Raw genomic sequence first — 26,427 nt, 5'->3', positions numbered from 1 at the left:
ATAAACGCGTTATTTCATCTTTCAGTTTGTGTTCAGGTCTCTCGTTAGGTAAATTTTTAAGCCATCTGTAATAATTACTTTTAGATACTCCTAAAACTGAAGATAGGGAGTTTTGTCCTTTATTCACACTCACAACAAAATTGGAATGGTTATAATAAAATAGACACAAAGATAAGAGAATAAAGATATAACAATAGTAAAGAGGTGTCTATTTATGCGAGAAAAATTTTCTGAAGTGTTTAAAGTTCAATCTGTCGAATTAGTAATTAAGGAAGGCTTTAGTGTTAAAACTGTATCTACTAATATAGGAGTACATCCTAACAATTTGTATAGATGGATTAGTGAATTTGATAAATATGGAGACTTAGCTTTTCCTAGGAAAGGAAGTCATGATTTTATTTATCAAAACAAACTAAAACAACTAGAGACCAAAAATGAACAACTAAAAGATGAATTAGAATTGTTAAAAAAGTTCTGAGCCTTCCAAAAGAAAAATCAATAGTTAAATTTGAATTTATTAAAAAAAATAATGATAAATACAACATAAATTTTATGTGTAAATTATTAGGTGTTTCTAGATCAGGTTACTATGCTTATGCTTCTAGACCCAAATCTAAGTCAGCAATTGAAAATGAAGTAATTAGTGATTATATTAAACTTATTTTTAATGAACACTATGGTCGATATGGATGTCGTAGAATAAAGAGCGCTCTATTTAATAACTATGGATTAGTTTTAAGTAGAAAAAGGATTATAAGGCTCATGAGATCAATGGGGCTTTATGCAAGAGGTTCTAATTATAAATATAAGTGTAAAAAGACAAGAAATAATTTGGCTACTATTAATTTAATCAATCAAATATTTATAGCCGAACAAAAAAATAAAGTATGGTTTGGTGATATTACTTATATAATACCAGCCGAAGGTAACTTATATTTATCAGTGTTTATTGATCTATATACCCTAAGATAGTCGGTTATAGTCTTAAAAACCATATGAGAACATCACTTGTAATAGATACTATAAACAGGGCTATTACAAATGAAAAGCCAGAACCAGGCTTTATTATTCATACAAATCAAGGGACTATCTATCTATCATATGATTTTCTAACATTGGCTAAAAATAACAATTTTATTACTAGCAATAGTAACAAAGGTAATCCTTATGATAATGCTTTGGTAGAATCCTTCTTTAAAACTTTTAAACGTGAGGTTTTACCAAAAAGATATTATAAGACAAAGTCTGAAGCAAAGTTAGATGTTTTAAATTATGTTGAAGTATACTACAAAAAAAGGTGTCATTCATCACTTGGATATATGACACCTAATGAATTCGATTTACAGAATTCTTGATTTCTCTTAACTTTTTGTCCACAAAAGTATTGATAGTCCAAATATTTTATTATTTAACTTGTCTACTTTAGAGGTATCATATCAAAAGGCTTAAAAAGCCTTTTTTATTCATATAAAAAAGAGTTATTCAATATTATTGAAGAACTCTTATGTTTTAAATATTATTAATCTAATTCTTTATATTCTAAATCTAATGATTCAGCAACTGCTTTATAAACAATTTCTCCTTCTAATATGTTTAGACCACGACTTAATTCTTTATTAGTATAAACTGCTTTTTTAACTCCCATATTTGCGATCATTTTAACATATTTAATCGTAGCATTATTAAGTGATTTAGTAGCAGTAAGAGGTACTGCACCTGGAATATTAGGTACACAGTAGTGTAAAATTCCATCTACATAATATGTAGGATTTTGATGTGAAGTTGGTTTACTTACTTCTGTTGCTCCACCTTGGTCAATAGCAACATCAACTACAACACTACCTTTTTTCATATTTTTATAATATTCTCTTTTAATAAGTTGTGGTGTTGATGCACCTGGTAAACTTACTGCACCAATAACTAAATCTGCTTCACTAATTGATTTTCTTAAGTTTTTACTATTTGAATATAATGTTTCAATTTTGTTTTTATATACATATTCTAATTCAGCTAATTTATCTAAATTAACATCAATAATTGTTACATTAGCACCTAAACCTACTAACATTTCAAGTGCATTAACTCCAACATTACCTGCACCTACAATAACTGCATTAGCTCTAGGTACTCCTGGTAGACCTGAAATTAATACTCCACTTCCACCTTTTGTTTTTTGTAAGTACTCTGCACCTACAATAGCAGCCATTTTTCCAGCAATTGCACTCATTGGTTTTAAACATGGTAAATCTTTTGTATCAGTTTCAATTGTTTCATAAGCTATTGCTGTTGTTTTATTTTTCATTAATTCTAATGTTAAATCTTTATGAGCAGATAAATGCATAAAACTAAATACTGTTAGACTTGGTCTAAAGTATTTATACTCTGGCCCAAGTGGTTCTTTAACTTTAACTAATAATTCAACTATATTCCATACTTCATCTGCAGTATCTACTAATCTAGCTCCTGCTTCTAAATAATCTTCATCACTAATACCAGAGTTAACTCCAGCACCTTTTTGTACATATACTTCATGTCCGCTTGAAACTAAGTCAGCAACACTACTTTCATCTAGTCCTACTCGATATTCGCCTTCCATTATTTCTTTTATTGTTCCTATTTTCATAAATAATCTCTCCTTTTATTTAAGATTATCTCGTAGTATAACATAAATTTATTAATATTTTTAGTAATCTACTTACTTTCTAACAATTATCTTTTTAATGTTTTTTATGTTCTTATCCATCTATTTCTAAATAAACATCACTTTCAAATGTCATAGTAAATTCTTTTCCTTCAATAATATCAACATATCTTTTAAACATCTTATGTAGCCCTAAATATATCATTGAAAAAATCAAAAACAACATAAATTTATTAGCAGTTTTTACAATTCCGAGTTTTTTTTATCAAAAGGTGGTGTCGATATTATATGTGCATCTAACACTACAGAACAAGCAAATATATTACTTGAAGAAATCAATAATATGAGTGAGCAATCTGCTGACCTTTTTTCATTTTCAATAGGATATATTGTAGTTTTAAAAGATATTGAATGAATGTCACCAAAATAATTAATTTAAAGGTGCGTAAAAATCAGTGGAGATGCACAAATTTTAATTGGGGTGAGTAAATGTATTAAAATAGATAGCCTAACACAAAATAAAGATACAGAGATGATATGAACCCCAATAGTTGGACCAAGTAAGATTGGAAAGACTAAAGGGTTTTTTATTATGAAATTAAATTTAAAATATAAATTAATTTCAACGTAAATTATTTATAAGTAGGTTTTAATGTTTAAATAGCTTATGATTTTTTAATCAAGTAATATTGAGTGAAGTGAATATTTTCGTGTATTAATATTATTTTGTCTAAGATGGTATAATATTATTAGTAAATAGTCGATAAAGGGGTAATTAAATTTTGATTAATAAATATATTTCGCAAGCTATTAAAGCCTCTCGTTGGCTTTCAATTGAATACGAAAATATTAATGGGGAAATAACTAAATATTGGATTGCTATTAAGAAAATCAACATAGAAAGAAAATCATTTCTTGTTGATGCTTTTAATATTTCTAAAATTTCAAATGAATATCAAGGTTTAATCGAGACATGGATTAGTTTTGATAGAATTCAAGATGCTTTTGTTGTAAACAATACCACCTATGAACAACCAAAAGAATTAATACAAGATATTAATCGAAACATTAAATCTTTAGACTGGTTAGGGTATGATTCCTATAATGATGAAATTCTTGATTATATCCAAGAATGTATGCAACATGAAGAAGTTGCATATCAAAGAGAATTCACTCTAGTTCGGGGAATTGATAGTGATTCTTTAGAAAATCTTCCTCTAAATAAGAAATATAAATTGAGTATCGAACAAATCAGTGATTTAGTACCAAAACTTGAAAGACTTTCAAAAAACGATCAGCAAAATATATTTGAAATAGTCACACTAGCCCTTAATTTACTCTCTATTAATACGAATAAAGGGTTATTTGTTATTGCATATAAAGAGTTAAGTTTCAATCCAATTGAAAAGGCACTCGTTTTATCTCCAAATACTTTATTCAATTATGATTTTTATAGTGACCAGATGAAAGAATATAAACATAATTTAAAAAACTATTTAGATATCGAAACTGATGATTTCACTAAACTATTTATTGAAAACAAAGAGCTTGCTAAAGACTTACTTATGAAAGAAGTGAAAAGATATAAAGGTGAATCTATCGATGATAGACCGTATATCGTGGAATTAAGAAGATCTTACTATGCTCATATAGAAAAAGAAATTAGTCAAATAAAATCATATAAATTAGTTAATAAATTATCAACGCCATTAGAAGCATTCTTTGGAAACATGAGTAAAGATAAACTCAATCGAAGAAGTGGTGTTGACGTAGTAGTATTGGATAATAAAGCTAATATCGATCAATTACGTGTTATATATAATGCTTTAATTCAACCAATCACATATGTACAAGGTCCTCCTGGGACGGGTAAAACAGCAACCATTATCAATGTATTAATATCTGCATTTTTTAATGGTCAAACAGTCTTAGTTTCATCAAACAATAATAAACCAATATCAGATATTTTTTTAAAGTTTCAAAACTTAAAAAGCAAGGATATACCAATTCCTTTACCATTTTTAAGACTAGGAAATAGTGATGAAACTTTAAAATCATTAAATGGGTTAAAAGAAATTATAAATAGATATCAAAAATACCAAAGTGATGAGTCAAAATTAGAATTACGAGCTCAAAATAAAAAAAAGAAACTTAAAGAAATAAATATGTTATTAGATAGGTATGAACACATCATCGAACTAGAAGAAGAGATAGATGCTCTTAAATTACTTCAAGAAAAACTTAACGATAATTTAAAAAAAGTTACAATTAGTGCAATCCTTAATTCAAAGGAAAATGAATTATCTAAACTAAAACCGGTAAATAATGAGGATATCGAACCACTTTTAACAAAAGTAGATAATAACTTTTTAACGTGGCTGTTTTTTACTTCGATAAAAAATATAAAACGTATTTTTGAACCCAAAAACAAAGAATTGTTAGATATTATTCAAAGCGATAATGATGATGAAAAAGTTAAAGCATTTAATAGTTATACAGCAAAAGAAGAAAATTTTCATAATTTAATAAGAATTTTCCCAATTATTCTAACGACGAATCAATCAGCTTATAAATTAGGGCCACAAAAGCTATATTTTGATTTAGTTATAATAGATGAAGCAGGACAATGTTCAATTGGGCCATCACTATTTGCTATCTCAAGAGGAAAGAGACTACTTCTTGTTGGTGATCAAAACCAATTAAGTCCCGTTATTTCAATTGCACCTGAGACAAACCGCGTATTAATGAGCAAATATCAAATACCTTCAGCTTATGATTATTTAAAGAATTCAATTCTTTTAACTATGCAGAAACAAGACACAATATCAAAATTTGTTTTATTAAGATATCATTATCGTTCTAGAAGAGAAATTATAGAATTTAGTAATAAAAAATACTACAAAAATCAATTGAAAGTTCTTACACCTAAAGATATATTTACTCAAGCAGCATTAGAATTTATTCATATTGACTCAAGCAAGACTCCAAAACAAGCAGAAAGAAACATTTCTATAGCTGAAGGCGAAGCTATATTATCAAGTCTAAAAACTAATAATTATAAAAGTGTTGGTGTTATCACACCATTTAGAAATCAAGCAGCATTATTAAAAGATATGTTATCAAATGAAGGTTATGGTCATATTGATGTTGGTACAATACATACATTTCAAGGTGATGAAAAAGATGTTATCTTTTTAAGTTGCGCGATTACAAAACATTCACATGATAAAACATTTGACTGGGTAAAAAATAATCAAGAATTATTGAATGTGGCAACCACAAGAGCTAAAAAGAAGTTTATATTAGTTGCTGATACAAAGGAAATTAAGAAAAGATCATCGATTACTAATGACTTATATGAATTAACTACATATGTTATGAACAATGGAAAAAATGTTGAATTAACAGAGTCTAATACAACGCAATACATTAATGGAGCAAATTTTAGAAATTATAACACTAAAAAAGAGCAAGAATTCATTGATACAATAAATCATATTTTGACATTAAATTATAAATTTGTACTTAAACATAAAGTTAGAGTTGCATCAATATTAGATAATTTTACTGATCCGGTTAAATATGATTATGGATTAAAATCAGAATTTGATTTAGTCATATTCAAAAAAATTAATAATTTATTAATACCATTAGTAGTCGTTGAATTGGATGGTGAGGAACATTATATAGATTCTGATGTTAGAAGAAGAGATGAATTAAAAGAAAAAATTTGCAAGGATAACAACATCACACTTATTAGAATACACAATGACTATTCAAGACGATATATGTACATAAAAGAGATACTATTAGATGTTCTAAAATAAGTAGGAAAAGTTTTGAACATAGCTTAATGCTTAATTGTTTTTCTTTCACTTTTCCTTCTTTAAAAAACAACTTAAACAAAAAACAGAGTTAAATGTTTATTTTACATATAACTCTGCTCTTTTTCTTTTTATATACGTTTTAAACGAATACTTTCCTAAAAGATTACTATTCATAAATTATATATTCAATATTGTGATCTTTTTAAGTAATTATGTAACCTTTAGAATAAATAATAGTTTTAATAGGTTTATGTGATATGATTAATACCTTCTTTAATGATGATTTCACTAATAAAATTCATGATATAATATTATTAATTAGAAAGGTGGGATTTAAAGTGGGGAATAATGTAAAAAAATTAACAAATCATCTTGAAATGACAGCAGAACAAATGATATTAAAGGTTTATCATGATGAACAATTAAAACAGTTGATATGGGATAAATTATCTCAAAATGAACAAACTGTTTTGTTTAATAGAGTAATTAGTGATGAAAAAAAGACATTTTCAGAATTAGCAGAAATGTTAAATAAGAGCAGAAATTCAATTATTAAATATGAAGCTAAAGCTATTTACGTTATTAAGAATAAATTGAAAGAAATGTCCCTAATTTAATTTTTCTAGGCATTAATAAGCATTATTTTTTAATATTATAAATAGGGGTAAAATATGAATCAATTATCAAAAGATATATTATTTTTATTCGGCGAGTTTATGATAAAAAGAAGAGATGCTTATTATATCACGATGAGAACAGTATTACGAGGAAACGAAGGCCCCAATGCGAATTTTTTTAAGGATTCTAGAGTATATGGGAAATATCCAGAATTAACAAATGAAGAATATGAAGAAAGTATCAATTATTTGTTAGATACTAAAAGAATAATAAAAAATAAGCAAGATAATGGAAAAATATATTTTTTAAAAAGATTTTACACTTTAAAAGAAGTTAATAAAATCAAAGAGGCTATTTATGATGAGATAGAAAGACTCAAAGGGTATAATAAAGATGAGAATAGCACATTAATAAGGGGATATGAATGAGGTTATACTATAATCCTGAGTTACTCTTTAAGGGGATACCAAATGAAAAACACGAGAGGTACTATAAAAAGATATTACAACTTGTGAAAGCAATTGAAAAAGAAAAAACAATTACACAAGAAATTATTAATCAATACAAATTTAAAAAAATGAAGGGTACCGAAAGTATATTTAAATTTTATATAGATAATCAAGATGGCGCCCGATGTTTATGCAAATACGAAGAAAAAGATGATCAAATATTTGAAAATGAAAAAGGTTTAATCCTTTTACAGGTAACTTCCCATGAATCTCAAGGAGAATTAGGGAAGTTTTTTGACTCTAAATTTACCAATTATATGCAGTTTTTAACAGTTGAAGATGATAAAGATGATGCATATATTGGAAATGATTCAGATTTTAATAATCAATTAGGACGCCAATTCTTAAGAACATATGTTATTCAGAATAACATTTCTGATGAACAGTTATTAGAAGAAATGTCAAAAATTGATCATAAAGCGATTTATAAATTATCAAATAATCAATTAGAAAGTATTAATATACCAGGCCCTGTATTTTTAATGGGAAGTGCTGGATCGGGAAAAACGTTAGTAGAAATTAGTAAAGCTTTAAAAAATGCACACTCAAATATCCATCAAGCATACTTTACATATACCAAAATGTTGAAAGAAAGTGCTGAAAAATTATATAAGAAATATTCATCACTATCAGGCATTGTTGGAAAAACTTCCTTTTATATTATCAAAAATTTTATGATGGATACACTAGGAATATCTGAATCTCAATATATGAGTTTAGATATATTTTTATCATGGATGAAATCAAAATACACTTCAAACAAATATAAATTAATTTATAAAATTGATCCTATTGATTTATGGAGTGAAATAAGAGGATTAATCAAGGGTTATAGTGGTCATGATCGATATAGAATCCTTGAGTTTTCTAATAATTATAAATTACTATCACCTGCCGAAATTGAATTATTATTAGAAGAAAAATACATTGAACGAATACCGGGTTCTAATTCAAGATTTTACATTAAAAACAGCATAGGATTAGCAAGTTATTGTGAGAGTGATAATCCTAAATTTCATCAATATTTGATTAATCAAGATATTGACGAACCACTACTTGATAGATATTCATATGTCTATCAAATGAAATCAAAATATACAAGATTCAATGAAGAAGAACGAGCGGTTATTTATGATTTTGTATTAGAAGAATACCAAAAATATTTAAAGGATAACGACTTATTTGATGACAATGATCTTGCAAGATTATTAATAAAAAAAATATATGATGGAAGTTTCGACCAAAAGTTTGATTATTTGTTAATAGATGAGATTCAAGATTTAACAGAAATCCAAATATTATCTTTAGTTAAACTTGTAAAAAATTCATCAGAAGTTTTTATGTCAGGTGATGTGTCACAGGTAATTAATCCAACTTTTTTCCATGATGGAAGAATGGGCGTTATATTTAAGCATCATTTTAATCAATCATTAAATGATTCAGTAACTTTAAGAGAAAATTATCGAAATAGCGAAAATATTATAAATGTTTTAGATGAACTCTTAGCAATTAGAAGGAAAACAATAGGTAAATATTCATATGATATTGAAGAAGAAGTTACCGAATTAGAAAAACGAGAAGGGTTACCTGTAATTGTTAAAGTTGATAAAGATGAAATGTTAGAAATCATGAGTCAATGGATTGATGTCCCGAATGTTGCGATTATAGTTTCTAATGATAATGCAAAAAAATCAATTAAACATAGTCTTGGTATTAAAGGGGAAACAAACCTTTACACTGTACAAGAGATTAAAGGTCAAGAATTTGAAAAGATAATTGCTTATAATATAGCGTCTGATTATGCCGAAGCTTGGGAAAAAATTATGAATCAAGAGATTGATAAAGGTAGCGAAGAAGCTCTTCAATATCGTTTTTACTTTAATACATTATATGTCGCAATTACGCGAGGACGAATAAATCTTTATTTATATGAAGATAATCCAAATTTAAAGATTATTAAACAGTTATCACGCTTGTTTGAAGAAATAAAAGAAAATGCGATTGATGTTATGAACATTACAGGATATGATACAGAAGAAAATCGTCGTAAACAAGCAGAAACTTACTTTAATCAAGGTGATTATAAGCGTGCCTTTGAATTTTATACAAAAATTAATAATCGCAGAATGATGCAAATATCCACCGCATTTTCTAGATTAAATTCAGGTAATAGTGACTTAATTGAACAAGGTTTAATTAATTTAGTTGGTGAAAAAGATTATGAAGAAGATGCATATCGATTCACCAACACAAATAGATTTTTACTATTTAGAATTATTTATGGGTATCGATTGAAAAAATTATCATTAGAGGAAATTAAAGAATTACTTGGAGATGTTAAATTCATGGATTTAGTCCAAAAACTAAAAAGAAATAATTCGGCAGTACTTGAATACAAGTATAAAAAAATCATGCTAGAAGTTATAAAAATTATGTCAGCACTTAATGGTTATAAGATTAAAACTCAAATATATAACATTAAAAGAGGGAAATTAAATGAAGAACGATGAATTAGATTTAATTGTTAAATCGATAGAAGATGCATACACAAAGTTGGAAGAAGCTATTGGTGAAATTGGAAAACTTAAAGAAGTAACTAAAAATCTATCTATAGCAGCGGTAGATGTTGAAAGTAAATTTAAAGAAGTTCTTTCGAATAAAAAACTATTAGAATTTGAAGAAAAAAATCAGCAAACCGCTAAAGAATTAAAATCAACCATTGAAAAAATTAATAATGATATCATAAAAATCTTAAATCAAAGAAATTTATTTGTTGAAATGATTGAAACCTATGAACAAAGATTTCAATCATTTGAAAATATGGTTAAAAAAGAAACTGAAACAACCGAAAGACTCAATAGAACGGTAAGAGAAATCATGAATAGATTAGAAAATGATCAAAAAACATTAAATAGTCGTATAGAACGTTTTGGTAAAATAGCTAATAGTGCTGAAATTGTAAGTAAATATGATGAGTTGATTAATGAAGTTAAAACAAATAATAAACTCATCAATAAAGTTTTAGGTAAACTAGGAAATGTTCAAAGTAATTTCTTAAATGATAATAAAAACAGTAAATAATATTTGAATGTAAAAAATGAGTTGAGATTGAGTTGTTTTTTTAAAAAATAGACACTTAAAATAAAATATTGTTTTGATATATTGAATTCATAAGATTCATATAGTAGAGGTATAATTTAAGAACAAAAATATAAATTTAAGGTTATATATAAAGGCCCTTTAAAATAGAAGATGTCCTCGTTATTTGAGGCATCTTTTATTTTTTTGAACCAACAGTACATTGTAAAATTAAAAAGCTTCATTTATAATCAAAATAACCAAGCGATTTTGACAATAATTAAACTTGGTTGTATATTTCTATGCAAGGCACAAAGTCTTCGGATAGAAAGCAATGTCTAAGAAACGTATTCTTGACAATACCTATAGTGCGATTCAGAATCATAGATGAAGCCTCACAGAGTGGTGTCAGTACCTTGCAACTAATACTTTAAAAGTCCAAATTTAAAGTGTTGGACAGGCAAGGATAAAACCTTGCCTTTCTTTTTTCTTAGGGGGAAATATGAAAAAAAACAGTAAACGACAAATTAGAAATTAAGAAAAATATGCCATGTACAACAAAGAGTATTATGGGCTGTTGGTTAAAAATGGTAGAACAAGAATTGATGTTAAGCGTATGATGGTTACTTGCTACCTAGATGAAGACATATACAATGTAATAAATAAACCACGGAAAACAGTATATTATTTACCTGAAAGAGTTAAAAGACATGATTATATGGTGAATATTTTTAGAGATGCAATAGAGAAACAAAGAAAAGCATGGAATGAAGAATTGATGCCAGTTATCAAAAAATAAGAACACCCCGTGAGGCTGAAGATGATGCTCGTATAGGATACTTTATGCAAACTGGAATTATGGAATATGATGAACTTCAGGTATACGGTAGAATAGATGGCTTGAAACGAGAACATCAGTACAGTAAAGTTATTTACTCGCTTGTGATTCAATTTATTCATCAATACGTTTCATCTATAGAAGCTATAACACTAAAAGTTATGACACTGAATGGATATCAAAATATAAGGTTTTCAAGAAATGAACTAGATGCATTTATTCAAGGTAAAGCGAATGTTCAACTTTCTGAAAATGATTATAATGAGAAGTATGATCGTCTATATAACATATGGCATTTTTTAAAACATAACTCCCTTGACTTGTACAATAAAATTCAAAAATATCCTGAAATGCTTATTGAAGATCACGAATTTAAGAATGGTGATATGGCAATGAACATTCTCAATATAGATCTCGATTTTGTTGAAAGCATGTTTTCAGACTTAACTAAATTCTTCGAAAAACTATGCGAATGTGTATTTAAAGAGAACATAGAAACATCAAGATGGAATTATGATCAGTATTTTGAAAAGTTAGTTTCGGAAAAAATAGAGGACTACAACAATCATCTTGGATTACCTATTTTTTAGGAGGGGAATTAATGAACAGAATTTTTGATTCAATGAAAAAGATTAATTTTCGATTACTTCTTGCATTACTTTTACTTGGTTTAATTCCTACTGTATATACGACAGTAAGAATATTTTTAATAGGGCAATTACCCGGTGATTGGGGATTCAATATTGCCAGTCAGTTATCATGGGTGAATTTATTATATGAGATACTACAAGAAGCACTCATATTGCCGCTATTTTATTTCATAGGCATGGCTATTAAAAATAGACTTGACCTTGAGAATAAAATTAGAACGGGAATCATTTTTACAGGTGCAATATACTCCATATTATCAATGCTAATCGTTGTGTTTGCAGTACCTTTAATAAATATAATGGCACAAGACACAGCACTTATTAATGAAACAGCTACATACATTAGATTAGAAACTGTTGCAGCAATTTTTATGACGCTAGTTAAGTTTTCACTTGTAACCTTGGTGGTCATTAATAAGGATAAATATATTTATTATTTGCTAGGCCTGCAAATGATATTAACAGTTTTAGTCGATGTTTTCTTCGTTTCAAGCTTGAGTTTTTCTTTAAATCTTGGTGTGAATGGTATTGCATTTTCCAACATCATTGTGAATCTGTTCTTGATGGTTTTGGTTTATTTTATATTGAGAAAAGAAGATATCAATGTTTTTTCTAAACAAAAATTAAACTTTGGGTGGATCAAAGATCTTTTTAAAATTGGTGGGATATCCGGATTAGAAAGCTTTGTTAGAAATATTGCTTTTATGTTTATGGTAATTAGAATGGTCAATGTTGTTGGAGAGCAAGGCACATTTTGGGTTGCTAACAATTTTATATGGGGTTGGCTATTACTTCCAGTACTCCAACTTGGTGAATTAGTAAAACGTGATTGTGGTGAAAGTGATTCGGCAATAAAAGATAAGACATTGGGATACTTTGGCATAACAACGATCATTGTAATCCTCTGGGCAATATCTATTCCGTTATGGAAACCATTTTTAAGAGACGTATTACAATTAAATAATTATACTGATGTTTTTAATATAGCTTTGGTGAGTATTGGATTCTATGTTTTATTTGCTTATAACAACGTAATCGATAGTATCTTTTATGGTATTGGTAAGACGAAATATATGTTGTTTCAGTCAGTCATCATAAATTCTGTTTTCTATGGTACTTTGTTTGTGCTGTATGTCACTGGTGTTTATCAACCAACATTAATGTTAATAGCAATCATGTTTGCTGCAGGTATTGCATTTGATAGTTTGTTAACTTATGGCATGTTTATTTGGATGCTTAGAAGTAAAAATATAAAACTAATATAATTGTTTAAAAGGATGCTAAAAATCACACAGGGGTGCTAAATGGTATCCCTGTAACTGTTTTACCACATATACGATTACATATAATACATACAGTCATGTTGACACATTAAATCAAGTAATTCTTGATGATAATGAAATAATTATTGATGTTGTTTTAAGTAATGGTTATTCAGTAGCATTAACATCCAAAGGAAGACTCTTTACATGGGGATACAACCTTAATGGCGAATTAAGCGATGGTACGACCGAAAATCAAAAAAGTCCCGAAGATATATCTTATGTTTATGTGAAAGTTGATTCATTTTATCAAAAAACATATATGTATAATGAAAATATAGAGGCTTATATAATCAACAAGGAAGGGTTTCTGTTTGATGGGTGGTATACGGGTAGACTATTTACCAATAAATATGTTTTCACAATCATGCCAGCGAACAATATTACACTTTATGCTCGTTGGATACCTATAGAATAAAATTAATTCATATGTTTTTAAAAGTCATTCTTATCACAGAATGACTTTTTCTTTAGTATCAATCTTCTTTAAAATATGATTTAATATATTTAAAAGATATAAAATATTGAGGTGTTTTAATGATACGTTTAGAACAAATTACAGAAAAAACATTTTATAAAGTATTAAGATTAAAACCATTACCTGAACAAGAAAACTATATTGCACCCAATGTTTATTCATTAGCAGAAGCTTGGTTATATCAAGATAAAGCTAGACCATTTGTTATTATGAATGATGAAACACCGGTAGGATTCATCATGTTAGAATGGCAAGAAGCAGAAAAAGAATGTAGCATATGGCGTTTTATGATTGATAAAAATTATCAAAAAAATGGATTTGGTAAACAAGCTATTTTACAAGTTTTAGATATGATTAAATCAACAAACAAGTTTGACATCATTACTTTAAGCTGTGTAGAAACAAATGAGGTTGCAATGAAGTTTTATAAATCATTAGGTTTTAAAGAAACTAACATCAAAGATGAAGATGAAATCATTTTAGAAATGAAAATAAACTAATTTACTGAGGATGATATGATATATCAAAAAAACATATCAAATGATAAGTTTGATGGTATTCAATTAAATAAAAATACTTTTGATATATGGATTAATAATAGAAAAGGTAAATATATTGAAATTGGTGACTACATTTTATATACGAACATTAACGATTCATCAAAAGAGATTATATGTGAAGTCACAAATAAGATTATTTTGACCTGCTACGATGATTTAATAAGTTATATAGAAAGAAATTCTATTAAAATTGATATAAATGAATATTCAAAAGAAGAAATTGATGAATTAGGTATCGTCATATTAAGAATCAAAGATATATATTGGTATCCAGAAGATTTTAAATTTTTAGATTTTAACTTTTTAACAGATCAAGTTATCGATTTAAAAGTACATCAAAAAGTTTTAGGTATTAAAGATAAATTATATGTCCCAGCATATAAATATCATATATATCTTCATAACACTGAAATTTTAATTGGATATATTGATATACGTATAGGAAATACACTGGGATTATTATATGGTGGGCATATAGGTTATACAATTTTAGAAGATTTTAGAGGTCATAAATATGCTCAAAGATCATGTGAACTTATTTTTAATGTAGGCTTACAACACGGCTTAAATAAACTATTTATAACATGTGCTCCAAACAATATTCCTTCAAGAAAAACATTAGAAAATTTAGGATTAAAACTTATTGGCATATTAGACTTGCCGAAACATAATGAAATGTATATTGAAGGTAAAAGAATAGTATGTGTATTTGAATATATAAATATTTAAGAGTTATGTATCAATTATATACAGAACTCATTTTTTATTTAATGCACTTAGATGTGAGAAAACACATTAATTTGTTAAAATTAATGTATAAGATACGATTGATTAGGGGATATAGATGAATAAAGAAGAAAAGATTAAATATATGAAAAGAGCTATTGAATTAGCTTCTTTAGGCGAAGGGTTTGTTAATCCAAACCCATTAGTAGGTGCTTTAATTGTTAAAGATGGAAAAATTATTGGAGAAGGATATCATGAACATTATGGTGGACCTCATGCAGAAGTGAATGCATTTAACAATGCAAGTGAATCTGTTGAAGCTGCTACCATGTTTGTTACATTAGAACCTTGTAGCCATTATGGTAAGACGCCACCTTGTGCATTAAAGATTATTGAAAAGAAAATTAAAAAAGTTATCATTGCTAAAATTGATCCAAACCCGTTAGTATCTTTTAAAGGTGTTAAGTTATTGGAAGAAGCCGGTATTGAAGTTGAATATGGTTTACTAGAAGATGAAGTTAACTATCAAAATGAAATATTTTTTAAATATATTCAAACAAAAGAGCCATTTGTAGCAATTAAATATGCCATGACTTTAGATGGTAAAATTGCAACCCACACAAAAGACTCTAAATGGATTACAAATGAAAAATCAAGAAATTATGTTCATGAATTAAGAAATAAATATATGGCCATTATGGTTGGCGTTGGAACAATTATTCATGATGATGCGAAATTAAATGTAAGATTGAAAGATAGAAAAATAAAAAATCCTATTCGAATTATTATTGATCCTAATTTAGAAACACCATTTGATTCCTATGTTGTTACAACAGCAACTCTCCAACCAACATGGATAGTAACTGAAAGATATAATGAAGAATATATAAAATACGGTGTTCGATTAATTCAAATGGATAAAATTAATTTAAAAGAACTTATGAAATTACTTGGTAAAGAAAAAATTGATTCTGTTTTTATTGAAGGTGGATCGTTTACACATGGTAGTTCATTAGATGAAAATATTGTTGATAAAGTATACGCATTTATTTCACCAAAACTAATTGGTGGTAAAGATGCGTTAACACCAGTTGGTGGATTGGGTGTATCCTTAATGAAAGATGCAAAAGTATTAAAAAATATAAAATATCATTATTTTGATGAAGATATATTAATAGAAGGAAATATTTAAGGGGGGATTATATGATACAAAATTTCTTTAACTCAATCGATGAGGTCATAGAAGATTTAAAAGAAGGAAAACCAATTATCATTGTTGATGATTATGATAAAGATAATACAGGTAACCTATTAGTATTTGCAGAAAAATTATCAATCGAAACATTAAAAATGTTAGATCAATACTCAAAAGGTATTATTCAAGTTGTTGCCCCAAAAGAAAGATTTCAAAAATTGGGTATTCATGCTCTATTTGAACAGTCATTAATGGCTTATCAAACAGCTCAAGTATTATCGTTTTCACTAAAAAATACATTTGGTGATCGAATTTTAAGAATGTATCAAACTGTAATGGCTTTAGTTGATCAAGAAACAAAAGAAAACTCATTTGTTCAACCGGGACTTTTATTTCCAACTCAGACACATGACGGTGGTGTATTAAAAAGAGCGGGTAGAACAGAAGCGGCTCTTGATTTAGCTAAAATAGCTAAAGTATTTCCTGCTGCATTAACGGCACTTATTTTAAAAGAAAATGGCGAACCGTATTTATTAAATGATTTAGAAAAACTTAAAAATGAACTAGTATTAAAATGGATATCAGTTTCAAATCTAATACATCATAGAAAACAAAGTGAAAATTTCATGAAACGTTCTGCTGAAGCGAATCTTCCAACAAAATTTGGTAATTTTAAAATTGTTGGATATGAAAATGCAATAAGTGGTGAGCATCATGTTGCATTAGTTAAAGGTGATATTAAACCTGGAGATGAAGTATTAGTTAGAGTGCATTCAGAATGTTTAACAGGTGATGCATTTGGTTCGATGAAATGTGATTGTGGTGAGCAATTAGAAGCAGCATTAGAAAAAATAGAAAAAGCCGGAAAAGGTGTTTTAGTTTATTTACGTCAAGAAGGTAGAGGCATTGGTTTAATCAATAAGATTAAAGCATATCACCTTCAAGACCAAGGTTTAGATACCGTAGAAGCAAACCTAGCCTTAGGTTTACCAGAAGATTTAAGAGATTATGGTATCGGTGCTCAAATGTTATCTGATTTAGGTGTAACGAAAATTAAGCTTATGACCAATAATCCACTTAAACTTTCAGGTTTAACCGGATATGGTATTGAAATTACATCAAGAGAACCAATTCAACTTAATCATAACGAAAGAAATGTTGAATATTTAAAGACTAAAAAAGATAAGATGGGACATATGTTAAAGTTTAAGGAATGATGATGAAATATAAGACAATAGTTTTTGATTATGACGGTACGCTTCATGAAAGTATGTATATTTACTATAATGCCTTCTTGAAAGCATACGATTATTTAGTTAGTGAAAATTTACAACCAAAAAGAAATTGGACCAAAGTTGAAGTTAGCAAATTTTTAGGTCAAAACCCAAAAGAAATGTGGGCATCATTCATACCAAAATTAAGTGATGATGTAATTACTAAGGTATCAAGTATGGTTGGAAAATATATGGAAGAAGCAATTTTTAACCAAGAAGCAAAACTTTATGAAGGTACAATAGAAGTTTTAGAATATTTAAAAAATAAAGGTTATAAATTAATTTACTTATCTAATTCTAAAATCTATTATTTAGAAGCACACAAAAAAGCATTTAATTTAGATAAATACTTTGATCAATTTTATGTTTCAGAGATGTTTGATTACATACCAAAACATAAAATATTAAAGAAAATAAAAAATGAATTCGATACCCCTATTTTAATGATAGGTGATAGAATACATGACATTGAATCGGGTTATTTAAATCAAATTGATACCGTTGCATGTTTATATGGTTATGGAAATGAAGAAGAATTTCAAAATGCAACTTATAAAATAAATGATATAAAAGAATTAATGAACTTACTGTAATTGATTATGATAAGATTTTAAATATTTATAAAATGTTGACTTATTCATTTTTAGAATATTTAAAGCTTCTGTATAATGCATTTGTTTTGTTAGTACTTTAGGTGCAACAACGAAAAAATCATTTGGTAATTCATATTTAGGGCGTCCGAGATGGACGCCTTTTTCTTTCGCTATACGAATACCTTCAGCTTGACGTTGTCTAATGTTTTCTCTTTCATTTTCTGCAACGAAAGATAAAATCTGTAAAACAATATCACTAATAAATTTGCCAACAAGATTATCAGGTTGAACTCTTGTATCTAGTAATGGCATATCTAACACTTTAATATCTGCTTGGATAACTTTTGTAATTTCACTCCATTCATCAATAATCATCTGATAATTTCGTCCAAGTCTATCGATACTTTTTACAATAACAAGATCTCCCTTCCTTAGTTTCTTTTTTAGTCTTAAGTAATTGATACGATTGAAGTTTTTTCCACTTTCCATATCGATGAAAATGTTTTTTTCTGGAATATTAAGTTTATAAATTTCATCTAATTGTCTATCAATACATTGAGATTTAGATGATACACGAAAATATGCATATGTAGTCATAGGGTCCTCCTCTTTTTCGCAAATATTATTTTACAAAAAAAGAAGAATGTTTAGACAACATTCTATAAAAGTACACTTTATAAACAAATTTAAATATTACTTTGATCGTATCATTTTTTTATATATCATTCAAGCATTCAAAAATAAAAGAATATTTATACCTGACTTTCGACATTCTTTAAAGGTGTACCTTTGTGGAACGCTTTTTAAAAATAAAAGTGAGGTTGCAATGATAAGACCAGTTGTGAAGTGGGCAGGAGGAAAAACTTAATTATTAGATGAAATTATAAAAAGACTACCCCAAATATATAATCGATATTTTGAACCATTTGTAGGAGGGGGAGCATTACTGTTTCAATTAAAACCTCAAGATGCAGTTATAAATGATTTAAATTATGAACTTGTTTGTGTATATGAGTGTTTAAAAGATAAAAAATTACTTAAAAAACTCATTGAAAAATTAAATGAACATGAAAAAAATCACTCAAAAGCATACTTTCAAGAAATTAGAATTTTGGATAGAACTGATCATTTCAAAAATTTATCAAAAGTAGATATTGCTGCACGAATGATTTATTTGAATAAATCAGGTTATAACGGTATGTATCGTGTAAATTCAAAAGGACATTTTAATGTTCCTATGGACAATTCAAAAGAAAAAGTTAAACTATATAATTTTGATAATTTAATGAATATTCATAAATATTTTACAAATTCAAACATTGTTATTACCAACGGCGACTTTGAAGAAGTCGTTAAAGAAGCCAAAATAGGTGATTTTGTTTATTTTGATCCTCCTTATGATACATATGAAAATCAAAAGAATTTCACAAGTTATTCTAAACAAGGATTTAGTAAGGAAGATCAAAAAAGACTCTTTGAAGTATTTAATAGGCTTTCAAAAACAGGAGTCTATGTTATGTTAAGCAATCATAACACTGACTTTATAAGAGAACTTTATAAAGATTATAAAATCGATGTTGTATTGGCAAAACGTATGATCAACTCAAAAGCAACTCAACGTGGTCCTGTTGAAGAGGTAATCATAAGAAACTATGAATAAAGCATATTAAAGTAATCAAGATTTTAATTTATTTTTTGGTGATTCAATAGATATATTAAAATCAATTAAAAAAATCGATTGATATGATATTTGCTGATCCACCATATTTTTTATCAAATAATGGAATTACTTGTCATAGTGGAAAAATGGTTTCGGTTAATAAAGGTTCATGGGATGAGACCAAAATGTCTATAGAAGAAAAAATAAAATACAACCGAAAATGGATTAAAGCATCTAAGAAAGTTTTAAAAGATGAAGGTACGATATTTATATCAGGAACATTACATAATATTTTTGTTGTAGGAGTTGCTTTAGAGTTAGAGGGTTTCTCAATTATTAACAATATTACTTGGCAAAAAAAGAATCCACCCCCACATCTTGCAAGAAAAGCATTTACCCATTCGACAGAAACAATTATTTGGACCAAAAAAATAGATTTTAAAAAATATAAGTTTAATTATGATCTCATGAAGACTATTAACGGTGGAAAACAAATGAAAGATGTATGGACTTTTTCTTTAACCAAAAAAAATGAGAAAAAATATGGCAAACACCCAACTCAGAAGCCTATTGAGTTGTTAGAAAGAATTATATTAGCATCAACTAATGAATCTGATTTAATACTGGATCCATTTAATGGAAGTGGTACAACAGGTATTGCTGCAACTAAATTAAATAGAAGATACATTGGTATTGACATTGATAAATCATATCTTGATATAACTGTTAGACGTTATAAAGCATTAAAGGGGTTAGAATAATGAAGGATTTTGATAAATTATTAAATACATTAAAGGACAGTATTCTTACATATGACTATTTTGTAGATTTTAAAAAAGCATTTAAGAATGTTGATGAAATTAATTATAACTTAAACATATTAAATCATCTTTTAGGTCACCCTAATTTTGATGAGGCATTTCGAATGATGTATACAAAAAATCCAGATGTTATTTCTGTTATACCAATATTGCTTGCAACAAGAGATAAAAAATTTGAAATTACAGAAAATAAAAAAGTCTTTTATGATTTTGAAAACTTAACGAATCCTGTTGATTATCTAACCTTTATAAGAAAAACTGGATTAATTGAAATTTTTTATGACCATCGAATTAAAAATTTAGTTGATTATGTTACAGGAGTTGAAGTTGGATTAGACTCAAACTCTAGAAAAAATCGTAGTGGGGTCGCAATGAATAATATTGTATATGGATTCTTAAAAAGCGTCCCAGAAATAGAGATATTAAAAGAAACAAATCCAACCAAAGTGTTTAATCAATGGGGGATAACTTTAAATATAAGAAATAAAGTTTTCGATTTTGTGGTAAAAGATTCATCGAATCATATATTTTTAATTGAAACAAATTATTACAAGGCTTCAGGCTCAAAACTTAATGAGACAGCTAAAAGCTATATATTATTAAATCAAGAAATTAATAAAAGTAATAAAGCAAAATTCATGTGGATTACAGACGGTAAAGGATGGTTAAGCGTTAAAAATGATCTTAAGAGTGCATATAATTCTATAGAATATTTATATAACATTAGCGATTTAGAAAATGGTATCTTAAAAAATATTTTTAATAAAAAGTAAAAGAAGAACTTTTATGTATAATATGTATGAGGAGTGTACATATTATGAAACTAAACATCGTTGACTATACTAAAAATGTAATGACTGAATTAGAAAAAGAAAATTTATATTTAACACATCTTTTTATCACATATAAGGTGATATTGTATTATGAAAATAATGTTGGACCACTAAATACTCAAAAAAATGATTTAATTGAAAAAATAGTTCATGAAATTTACGATGAATATTTATTAAATAATGAAAATGATTTAATTGATGAAATCATTGAAATGAAATTTAGAAAACTATAAAGAGGAAATTCCTCTTTTTATTTTGTCAGAATGCAATAATTTGACAGTTTGATCTACTTGTGATCTAATTATATTAAAGAATACTATTTTTAGGGGGAAAGTATGAAAGGAATAGAATTAAAAGGTTGGAATTATATAGTATATGAATTAATTAAAAAACAATTTAATAATAGGGTATTTTCTCTTTCGGATATTTATAAGTATGTTCCTGAGTTTAAAAAAGTATATCCTGAAAACAATCATATTGAGGATAAAATTAGGCAGATTCTTCAGAATTTAAGGGATAAAGGATTAGTTAGATTTATAGGAAATAAGGGTAAATATGAACTTATCAATAAAGAGTCTCAAAAGATATAGACGAAAATAGAAAAGAAAAAAGAAACAGATGAAGTTGTTTATCTTTTATCAAATGATTCTATCCCTGGATGGGTCAAAATTGGAAGAACTAGTTCAATAGATAGTAGATTAAAAGATTTATATAATACTTCGGTTCCGTTGCCATTTAAACTGGAAGATGTGATAAAAACTAATACACATGAGGATTCAAAAAAATTAGAAAAAAGTATACATATGATTCTTGATACAATTAATCCCGATTTGAGAAAAAATACTGAAGCAAAAAAAAGAGAATTTTTTAGACTAAATATAGAAAAAGCGAAAGAATTATTCAATTTAGTAAGAGTTATAAATAATGTATCATTGGTAAGCGAAATGGGATTATTGCAAAAATCAAGTATAAATTAGGCGCAACTTTAGCGCCTTTTATTTTTAACACAATTCAAATAATAGGTATTGACAAGGTGAAAAAGATGAATATAATAATAATTGATGGCACTCAAAAGGCAAGAGTGCCAAAATAAAATAGAAAAGGTGAGGTGTTATTCATGATTAAACCATTGAATGAATATGTTGTTCTTTCATTTTTAAAAGAAGAGACCAAAACCGATTCTGGCATCATCCTTACTACTGAAAGTAAGGATAAACCATCTATTGGTATTGTCAAGGCGATTGGTCCAAAAGCGACAGATCTAAAGGTAGATGATAAAGTCATCTATCAAACTTATTCCGGAACTAAAACAAAAGTAGACGGAGAAGAATACCTTATTATTAAGGCGGAACATATTTTAGCTATCATTGAGTAATTAGAAGGAGTGATTTTCGATGAAAGAGATCAAATATGGTTCTTTAGCTAAAGATAAGATTTTAAACGGTGTCAATAAATTAGCTGACACAGTTAAAATCACACTTGGTCCGAACGGAAGAAATGTTATATTAGAAAAATCATATGGTTCACCACTTATTACAAACGATGGTGTAACAATTGCACGTGAAATTGAATTAAAAGATCCATATGAGAATATGGGTGCTAAATTAGTATATGAAGTTGCCAATCGTACAAATGATGAAGCAGGTGATGGTACAACAACTGCAACTGTTCTTGCACAAGGTATGATTCAAAGAGGATTTAGAGCTGTTGATCACGGTGCTAATCCGATGAAATTAAGAGAAGGTATTTTAAAAGCTGGTAAAGAGGTAGCTAATAAATTATTAGAGAAATCTCGCCCTATTAATACAAAAGAAGAAATCGCTAATGTTGCAACTATTTCATCAGGAGATAAATTTATTGGTGAAATTATTGCAGATGCAATGGAAAAAGTATCTAAAGATGGTGTAATTACAGTTGATGAATCTAAAGGTTTTGAAACTGAATTAGAAGTTGTTGAAGGGTTACAATATGATAAAGGTTATGTATCACCATACTTTGTAACAAATAGAGAAAACATGACTGCCGAATTAGAAGATGCTTATGTTTTAATTACAGATCAAAAAATTTCAACAATTCAAGATATCTTACCAATCTTAGAACAAGTCGTAAAAGCAAACCGCCCATTATTAATTATCGCTGACGAAATTGATAATGAAGTTACTTCAACATTAATCGTGAATAAATTAAGAGGTACATTTAATGTTGTTGCAACTAAAGCTCCAGGATTTGGTGACAACCAAAAAGAATTATTAAAGGATATTGCTATTTTAACTGGTGCTAACCTTTATACAAAAGATTTAAACATGAAATTAGCTGAAATGAAATTAACTGATTTAGGCTTAATTTCAAAAGCAATCGTTAAGAAAGATTCAACAACATTAATTGGTGGAAAAGGTAATAAAGAAGAAATCAATAAGCGAATTGAAGAATTAAGAAACTTAATTGAAAACTCAACAAGTAATTATGATAAAAAACAATATGAAGAAAGATTAGCTAAACTTGTTGGTGGGGTTGCAATTATTCGAGTAGGTGCATTAACTGAATCAGAATTAAAAGAAAAGAAATTAAGATTAGAAGATGCATTAAATGCCACCAAAGCAGCAGTTAAAGAAGGTATTGTTGTTGGTGGTGGTGCAGCATTAGTTGAAATTTATAAAGAATTAAAAGACAAATTAACAGATCCGGATCAAGATATTGATAAAGGTATCCGTGTTGTTCTAGATTCTATATTATTACCAATTTACCAAATTGCAGAAAATGCTGGTTTTGATGGTTTAGCAATTCTTGAACAACAAAAACTTCAACAACCTAACTTTGGTTTTAATGCTAAAGAAGGTAAATGGGTAAATCTTTTAGAATCAGGAATTATTGATCCAACAAGAGTTACTCGTAATGCAATCTTAAACGCTTCATCAATTGCAGCATTACTTATTACAAGTGAGGCTGCAATCGTTGAAATTAAAGAAGAAAAAGAAACACCAATGATGCCTGAATACTAATTTATAAAACCCTAAGTGTTCTTAGGGTTTTTTCTTTCATAAAAGGGAAGAAAAAAGTATATAATATATGTATAGTTTATATTGGTGTTTGTATGAAAAAAAGATATATCGTATTACTTATCATTGGTATTTTATGGAATATTTTTATATTTACTCAATCGCTTTTACCATCAAACAATTCCAGTGAATTAAGTGGTTTTTTGAGTCAAAATATTTATAAAATACTCACTTATTTAAATATAAATGTAAATCCAGATAATTTACATTTTATATTAAGAAAATTGGCTCACTTTACTGAGTTTTTTATATTGGGTATTTTATGGAGTGCAATTTATCATAAGTTACACAACAAAATGTGGATATATATGACACTTCTTTATGGTTTTGTAGTAGCTTTTATTGACGAAAGCATTCAAACTTTTATACCTGGTAGAGATGGTAACTTCATTGATGTAATCATTGATTTTAGTGGGGTATTAATAAGTGTATTTATATATATTTTTATAAGCTACTTAGCAAAAAAGATTAAAGAATGATAAGATATAATATATGAGGTGTTTCATGAAAAAACTATTTTATATCTTATACATTGGATTGTTTTCGCTTATATTAAATGCTTGTGATAAAGAACTTCCAAAAGTATATCATTATGAGTTAACTGAATATAATGTATTTGAATATATTGAACTTACAATTCATGATATAAAAGTTGAATTTGGGCATTATATTTCTTATGAATTAAGATTAGATATTAACATTGACGATGGTGAAGGAGAACCCTCTAACTTAGTCATGATTATTTTTGATATTGATATTGATCTAATATTTTCATATGAAATAGATGGAGAAACGTATTATATTGAAGATGAGTATAAGTTCGGTGCCGGTGTTGAATATAAAGACAGAACTATTATTCAAGAGCGAAAAATTATTAAAAACAATTCAGACTTGAGTAAAGTTGAAATTCAATTTGATTCAATACGAATTAATAAAGTCGAAGGACATATTTATTTAAATACAAAATTGGATGGTGTTGAAGAAATTTAAGGAGCGAAATGCTCCTTTTTTATTTAAGTTTTTGTATTTTGTAACTTGCATATTGTATGAAGTAAAAGAAATTAGTTTATATAATGGGTTTGAGGTGAATCAATGAAAGTAGAAATTTGGAGTGATTTCAGTTGTCCTTTTTGTTACTGGGGGAAAAGAAAATTTGAAAAAGCACTTAATGAATTTAAGTATAAAGAGAATATTGAAATTGTATTTAAAAGTTACCAATTAAATCCATATTTAACAGATAAACCTATCGGTATTGGTTATGAAGGATTTATGAAATCAAAAAATGTGAGTTTAAATGAAGCAAAAACAATGCTTAATCAAGTTCAAGAACGAGTAAAAATTGATGGTTTAGAATATCATATGGATAAAATTCAATTTGTATCAACATTTAACCCGCATATTATTCTAAAATATTTAGTTCAGTTTAATAAAGATAAGGAATTTTTAGAAATCATGATGGATAAATATTTCAGGTTAGGTCAAAATATTGCAGATATAAATATCATTAAAGATGCGTTAAAACTGATAAATGTATCAATTGATGATATAGAAGTGATATTAAAAGATAAAAGATATATTAATTTGGTTGAATTTGATTTAAATGAGGCTCAAAAATTAGGTATCAAAAGTGTTCCGTTTTTCATATTTAATAAAAAATATGCGATTTCTGGAGCTCAAGATATTTATATATTTAAACAAATTTTAGAACGCTCTTATGAAGAGTTTTTAATACAAAAATAACTATTATA

General features: G+C 27.4%; 29 protein-coding genes and 1 pseudogene. 28 read left to right on the top strand and 2 right to left on the bottom strand.

Going from position 1 to position 26,427, the window contains the following annotated elements; all coding sequences use genetic code 11:
- The first annotated feature begins 214 nt into the window (after nt 1-214).
- The 3 genes from T434_RS0103835 (at nt 215) to T434_RS06870 (ending at nt 1,355) form a co-directional block, all read left to right on the top strand.
- Nucleotides 215-478, top strand: coding sequence for a transposase (locus T434_RS0103835; RefSeq protein ID WP_162150699.1), 264 nt, complete (start codon nt 215-217; stop codon nt 476-478).
- 74 nt (nt 479-552) lie between these two features.
- The gene (locus T434_RS07680) at nt 553-972 is read left to right on the top strand and encodes an IS3 family transposase (RefSeq protein ID WP_084301074.1); all 420 of its coding nucleotides are present in this window, start codon (nt 553-555) and stop codon (nt 970-972) included.
- Between the two features lie 23 nt (nt 973-995).
- Complete coding sequence (locus T434_RS06870) at nt 996-1,355, top strand: integrase core domain-containing protein (protein ID WP_162150698.1); 360 nt, start codon at nt 996-998, stop codon at nt 1,353-1,355.
- 164 nt (nt 1,356-1,519) lie between these two features.
- On the opposite strand, the gene ald is transcribed toward T434_RS06870, so the two are convergent.
- A complete protein-coding gene (ald, locus tag T434_RS0103820) occupies nt 1,520-2,623 on the bottom strand; it encodes an alanine dehydrogenase (protein ID WP_026399976.1) in 1,104 nt (367 codons plus the stop codon).
- An 800-nt stretch (nt 2,624-3,423) separates the two neighbouring features.
- Here ald and T434_RS0103810 point away from each other — a divergent pair.
- From T434_RS0103810 to T434_RS0103750, 14 genes are all read left to right on the top strand, one after another.
- Nucleotides 3,424-6,468 (top strand): AAA domain-containing protein, encoded by a 3,045-nt coding sequence (locus T434_RS0103810; RefSeq protein WP_026399975.1) that lies wholly within the window; start codon nt 3,424-3,426, stop codon nt 6,466-6,468.
- Nucleotides 6,469-6,806: 338 nt separating this feature from the next.
- A complete protein-coding gene (locus tag T434_RS0103805; RefSeq protein WP_156934089.1) occupies nt 6,807-7,085 on the top strand; it encodes a sigma-70 RNA polymerase sigma factor region 4 domain-containing protein in 279 nt (92 codons plus the stop codon).
- 54 nt (nt 7,086-7,139) lie between these two features.
- On the top strand, nt 7,140-7,514 hold the full coding sequence (locus T434_RS07905; RefSeq protein WP_162150697.1) for a hypothetical protein: 375 nt from the start codon (nt 7,140-7,142) through the stop codon (nt 7,512-7,514).
- Nucleotides 7,511-10,105, top strand: a complete 2,595-nt coding sequence (locus T434_RS0103795; protein WP_162150696.1) for a UvrD-helicase domain-containing protein — start codon at nt 7,511-7,513, stop codon at nt 10,103-10,105. The genes T434_RS07905 and T434_RS0103795 overlap by 4 nt, the downstream gene beginning before the upstream one ends.
- Nucleotides 10,092-10,676: a hypothetical protein gene (locus T434_RS0103790; protein WP_026399971.1), complete on the top strand. Its 585-nt coding sequence runs from the start codon at nt 10,092-10,094 to the stop codon at nt 10,674-10,676. The genes T434_RS0103795 and T434_RS0103790 overlap by 14 nt, the downstream gene beginning before the upstream one ends.
- Before the next feature lie 547 nt (nt 10,677-11,223).
- The gene (locus T434_RS0103785; protein WP_026399970.1) at nt 11,224-11,472 is read left to right on the top strand and encodes a hypothetical protein; all 249 of its coding nucleotides are present in this window, start codon (nt 11,224-11,226) and stop codon (nt 11,470-11,472) included.
- A gap of 44 nt (nt 11,473-11,516) precedes the next feature.
- Nucleotides 11,517-12,101 carry a hypothetical protein gene (locus tag T434_RS0103780; RefSeq protein ID WP_162150695.1) on the top strand — a complete coding sequence of 195 codons (585 nt, stop codon included), beginning with the start codon at nt 11,517-11,519 and terminating at the stop codon, nt 12,099-12,101.
- Nucleotides 12,102-12,112: 11 nt separating this feature from the next.
- On the top strand, nt 12,113-13,426 hold the full coding sequence (locus tag T434_RS0103775; protein ID WP_026399968.1) for an MATE family Na+-driven efflux transporter: 1,314 nt from the start codon (nt 12,113-12,115) through the stop codon (nt 13,424-13,426).
- Between the two features lie 73 nt (nt 13,427-13,499).
- Nucleotides 13,500-13,901, top strand: coding sequence for an InlB B-repeat-containing protein (locus tag T434_RS08110; protein WP_425393897.1), 402 nt, complete (start codon nt 13,500-13,502; stop codon nt 13,899-13,901).
- 119 nt (nt 13,902-14,020) lie between these two features.
- Nucleotides 14,021-14,461 (top strand): GNAT family N-acetyltransferase, encoded by a 441-nt coding sequence (locus T434_RS0103770; RefSeq protein WP_026399967.1) that lies wholly within the window; start codon nt 14,021-14,023, stop codon nt 14,459-14,461.
- A 15-nt stretch (nt 14,462-14,476) separates the two neighbouring features.
- Nucleotides 14,477-15,250, top strand: coding sequence for a GNAT family N-acetyltransferase (locus tag T434_RS07670; protein ID WP_084301071.1), 774 nt, complete (start codon nt 14,477-14,479; stop codon nt 15,248-15,250).
- Between the two features lie 115 nt (nt 15,251-15,365).
- Nucleotides 15,366-16,439 carry a bifunctional diaminohydroxyphosphoribosylaminopyrimidine deaminase/5-amino-6-(5-phosphoribosylamino)uracil reductase RibD gene (gene ribD, locus T434_RS0103760; RefSeq protein WP_026399965.1) on the top strand — a complete coding sequence of 358 codons (1,074 nt, stop codon included), beginning with the start codon at nt 15,366-15,368 and terminating at the stop codon, nt 16,437-16,439.
- Nucleotides 16,440-16,450: 11 nt separating this feature from the next.
- Nucleotides 16,451-17,659: a GTP cyclohydrolase II gene (ribA, locus tag T434_RS0103755; protein ID WP_162150694.1), complete on the top strand. Its 1,209-nt coding sequence runs from the start codon at nt 16,451-16,453 to the stop codon at nt 17,657-17,659.
- A 2-nt stretch (nt 17,660-17,661) separates the two neighbouring features.
- Nucleotides 17,662-18,309, top strand: a complete 648-nt coding sequence (locus tag T434_RS0103750; RefSeq protein ID WP_051614365.1) for an HAD family hydrolase — start codon at nt 17,662-17,664, stop codon at nt 18,307-18,309.
- Here T434_RS0103750 and T434_RS0103745 read toward each other — a convergent pair.
- Nucleotides 18,301-18,906 carry a recombinase family protein gene (locus tag T434_RS0103745; RefSeq protein ID WP_026399962.1) on the bottom strand — a complete coding sequence of 202 codons (606 nt, stop codon included), beginning with the start codon at nt 18,904-18,906 and terminating at the stop codon, nt 18,301-18,303. The genes T434_RS0103750 and T434_RS0103745 overlap by 9 nt on opposite strands.
- Before the next feature lie 283 nt (nt 18,907-19,189).
- On the opposite strand from T434_RS0103745, the gene T434_RS06865 reads away from it, so the two are divergent.
- The 11 genes and pseudogenes from T434_RS06865 to T434_RS0103690 all read left to right on the top strand — a co-directional run bounded on the left by T434_RS06865 (nt 19,190) and on the right by T434_RS0103690 (nt 26,419).
- Nucleotides 19,190-19,969, top strand: a complete 780-nt coding sequence (locus T434_RS06865) for a Dam family site-specific DNA-(adenine-N6)-methyltransferase (protein ID WP_162150701.1) — start codon at nt 19,190-19,192, stop codon at nt 19,967-19,969.
- A 46-nt stretch (nt 19,970-20,015) separates the two neighbouring features.
- Nucleotides 20,016-20,730, top strand: a pseudogene (locus T434_RS06860) (DNA-methyltransferase).
- Nucleotides 20,730-21,563: a type II restriction endonuclease gene (locus T434_RS0103730; protein WP_026399961.1), complete on the top strand. Its 834-nt coding sequence runs from the start codon at nt 20,730-20,732 to the stop codon at nt 21,561-21,563. The pseudogene T434_RS06860 and the gene T434_RS0103730 overlap by 1 nt, the downstream one beginning before the upstream one ends.
- 44 nt (nt 21,564-21,607) lie before the next feature.
- Nucleotides 21,608-21,856, top strand: coding sequence for a hypothetical protein (locus T434_RS0103725; RefSeq protein WP_026399960.1), 249 nt, complete (start codon nt 21,608-21,610; stop codon nt 21,854-21,856).
- Nucleotides 21,857-21,958: 102 nt separating this feature from the next.
- Nucleotides 21,959-22,213 carry a hypothetical protein gene (locus T434_RS0103720; RefSeq protein WP_026399959.1) on the top strand — a complete coding sequence of 85 codons (255 nt, stop codon included), beginning with the start codon at nt 21,959-21,961 and terminating at the stop codon, nt 22,211-22,213.
- 6 nt (nt 22,214-22,219) lie between these two features.
- Entirely contained in the window at nt 22,220-22,600 is a 381-nt protein-coding gene (locus T434_RS0103715; protein WP_084301067.1) for a GIY-YIG nuclease family protein, read from the top strand.
- 140 nt (nt 22,601-22,740) lie between these two features.
- Nucleotides 22,741-22,998, top strand: a complete 258-nt coding sequence (locus T434_RS0103710; RefSeq protein ID WP_026399957.1) for a co-chaperone GroES — start codon at nt 22,741-22,743, stop codon at nt 22,996-22,998.
- Between the two features lie 19 nt (nt 22,999-23,017).
- The gene (groL, locus tag T434_RS0103705) at nt 23,018-24,622 is read left to right on the top strand and encodes a chaperonin GroEL (RefSeq protein WP_026399956.1); all 1,605 of its coding nucleotides are present in this window, start codon (nt 23,018-23,020) and stop codon (nt 24,620-24,622) included.
- 92 nt (nt 24,623-24,714) lie between these two features.
- A complete protein-coding gene (locus T434_RS06855) occupies nt 24,715-25,158 on the top strand; it encodes a VanZ family protein (protein ID WP_162150693.1) in 444 nt (147 codons plus the stop codon).
- A 25-nt stretch (nt 25,159-25,183) separates the two neighbouring features.
- A complete protein-coding gene (locus T434_RS0103695) occupies nt 25,184-25,669 on the top strand; it encodes a hypothetical protein (RefSeq protein WP_026399955.1) in 486 nt (161 codons plus the stop codon).
- 102 nt (nt 25,670-25,771) lie between these two features.
- Nucleotides 25,772-26,419, top strand: a complete 648-nt coding sequence (locus T434_RS0103690) for a DsbA family oxidoreductase (protein WP_026399954.1) — start codon at nt 25,772-25,774, stop codon at nt 26,417-26,419.
- Nucleotides 26,420-26,427 lie beyond the last annotated feature (8 nt).

It is taken from the genome of Acholeplasma equifetale ATCC 29724 (assembly GCF_000687735.1).
Taxonomy (GTDB): Bacteria; Bacillota_I; Bacilli_A; order Acholeplasmatales; family Acholeplasmataceae; genus Acholeplasma; species Acholeplasma equifetale.
This window is presented reverse-complemented; position numbering and strand designations above follow the sequence as displayed.

What these genes read in the sequence shown, in the direction of transcription:
- T434_RS0103690 (WP_026399954.1), top strand. Translation starts at nt 25,772, where the DNA reads ATGAAAGTAGAAATTTGGAGTGATTTCAGTTGTCCTTTTTGTTACTGG.
- T434_RS06855 (WP_162150693.1), top strand. Translation starts at nt 24,715, where the DNA reads ATGAAAAAAAGATATATCGTATTACTTATCATTGGTATTTTATGGAAT.
- groL (WP_026399956.1), top strand. Translation starts at nt 23,018, where the DNA reads ATGAAAGAGATCAAATATGGTTCTTTAGCTAAAGATAAGATTTTAAAC.
- T434_RS0103770 (WP_026399967.1), top strand. Translation starts at nt 14,021, where the DNA reads ATGATACGTTTAGAACAAATTACAGAAAAAACATTTTATAAAGTATTA.
- T434_RS0103775 (WP_026399968.1), top strand. Translation starts at nt 12,113, where the DNA reads ATGAACAGAATTTTTGATTCAATGAAAAAGATTAATTTTCGATTACTT.
- ribD (WP_026399965.1), top strand. Translation starts at nt 15,366, where the DNA reads ATGAATAAAGAAGAAAAGATTAAATATATGAAAAGAGCTATTGAATTA.
- T434_RS0103720 (WP_026399959.1), top strand. Translation starts at nt 21,959, where the DNA reads ATGAAAGGAATAGAATTAAAAGGTTGGAATTATATAGTATATGAATTA.
- T434_RS0103835 (WP_162150699.1), top strand. Translation starts at nt 215, where the DNA reads ATGCGAGAAAAATTTTCTGAAGTGTTTAAAGTTCAATCTGTCGAATTA.
- T434_RS0103710 (WP_026399957.1), top strand. Translation starts at nt 22,741, where the DNA reads ATGATTAAACCATTGAATGAATATGTTGTTCTTTCATTTTTAAAAGAA.
- ald (WP_026399976.1), bottom strand. Translation starts at nt 2,623, where the DNA reads ATGAAAATAGGAACAATAAAAGAAATAATGGAAGGCGAATATCGAGTA.
- T434_RS06870 (WP_162150698.1), top strand. Translation starts at nt 996, where the DNA reads ATGAGAACATCACTTGTAATAGATACTATAAACAGGGCTATTACAAAT.
- T434_RS07670 (WP_084301071.1), top strand. Translation starts at nt 14,477, where the DNA reads ATGATATATCAAAAAAACATATCAAATGATAAGTTTGATGGTATTCAA.
- T434_RS0103780 (WP_162150695.1), top strand. Translation starts at nt 11,517, where the DNA reads ATGCAAACTGGAATTATGGAATATGATGAACTTCAGGTATACGGTAGA.
- T434_RS07905 (WP_162150697.1), top strand. Translation starts at nt 7,140, where the DNA reads ATGAATCAATTATCAAAAGATATATTATTTTTATTCGGCGAGTTTATG.
- ribA (WP_162150694.1), top strand. Translation starts at nt 16,451, where the DNA reads ATGATACAAAATTTCTTTAACTCAATCGATGAGGTCATAGAAGATTTA.
- T434_RS0103795 (WP_162150696.1), top strand. Translation starts at nt 7,511, where the DNA reads ATGAGGTTATACTATAATCCTGAGTTACTCTTTAAGGGGATACCAAAT.
- T434_RS0103730 (WP_026399961.1), top strand. Translation starts at nt 20,730, where the DNA reads ATGAAGGATTTTGATAAATTATTAAATACATTAAAGGACAGTATTCTT.
- T434_RS0103750 (WP_051614365.1), top strand. Translation starts at nt 17,662, where the DNA reads ATGAAATATAAGACAATAGTTTTTGATTATGACGGTACGCTTCATGAA.
- T434_RS0103790 (WP_026399971.1), top strand. Translation starts at nt 10,092, where the DNA reads ATGAAGAACGATGAATTAGATTTAATTGTTAAATCGATAGAAGATGCA.
- T434_RS0103785 (WP_026399970.1), top strand. Translation starts at nt 11,224, where the DNA reads ATGTACAACAAAGAGTATTATGGGCTGTTGGTTAAAAATGGTAGAACA.
- T434_RS0103745 (WP_026399962.1), bottom strand. Translation starts at nt 18,906, where the DNA reads ATGACTACATATGCATATTTTCGTGTATCATCTAAATCTCAATGTATT.
- T434_RS0103725 (WP_026399960.1), top strand. Translation starts at nt 21,608, where the DNA reads ATGAAACTAAACATCGTTGACTATACTAAAAATGTAATGACTGAATTA.
- T434_RS0103695 (WP_026399955.1), top strand. Translation starts at nt 25,184, where the DNA reads ATGAAAAAACTATTTTATATCTTATACATTGGATTGTTTTCGCTTATA.
- T434_RS07680 (WP_084301074.1), top strand. Translation starts at nt 553, where the DNA reads ATGTGTAAATTATTAGGTGTTTCTAGATCAGGTTACTATGCTTATGCT.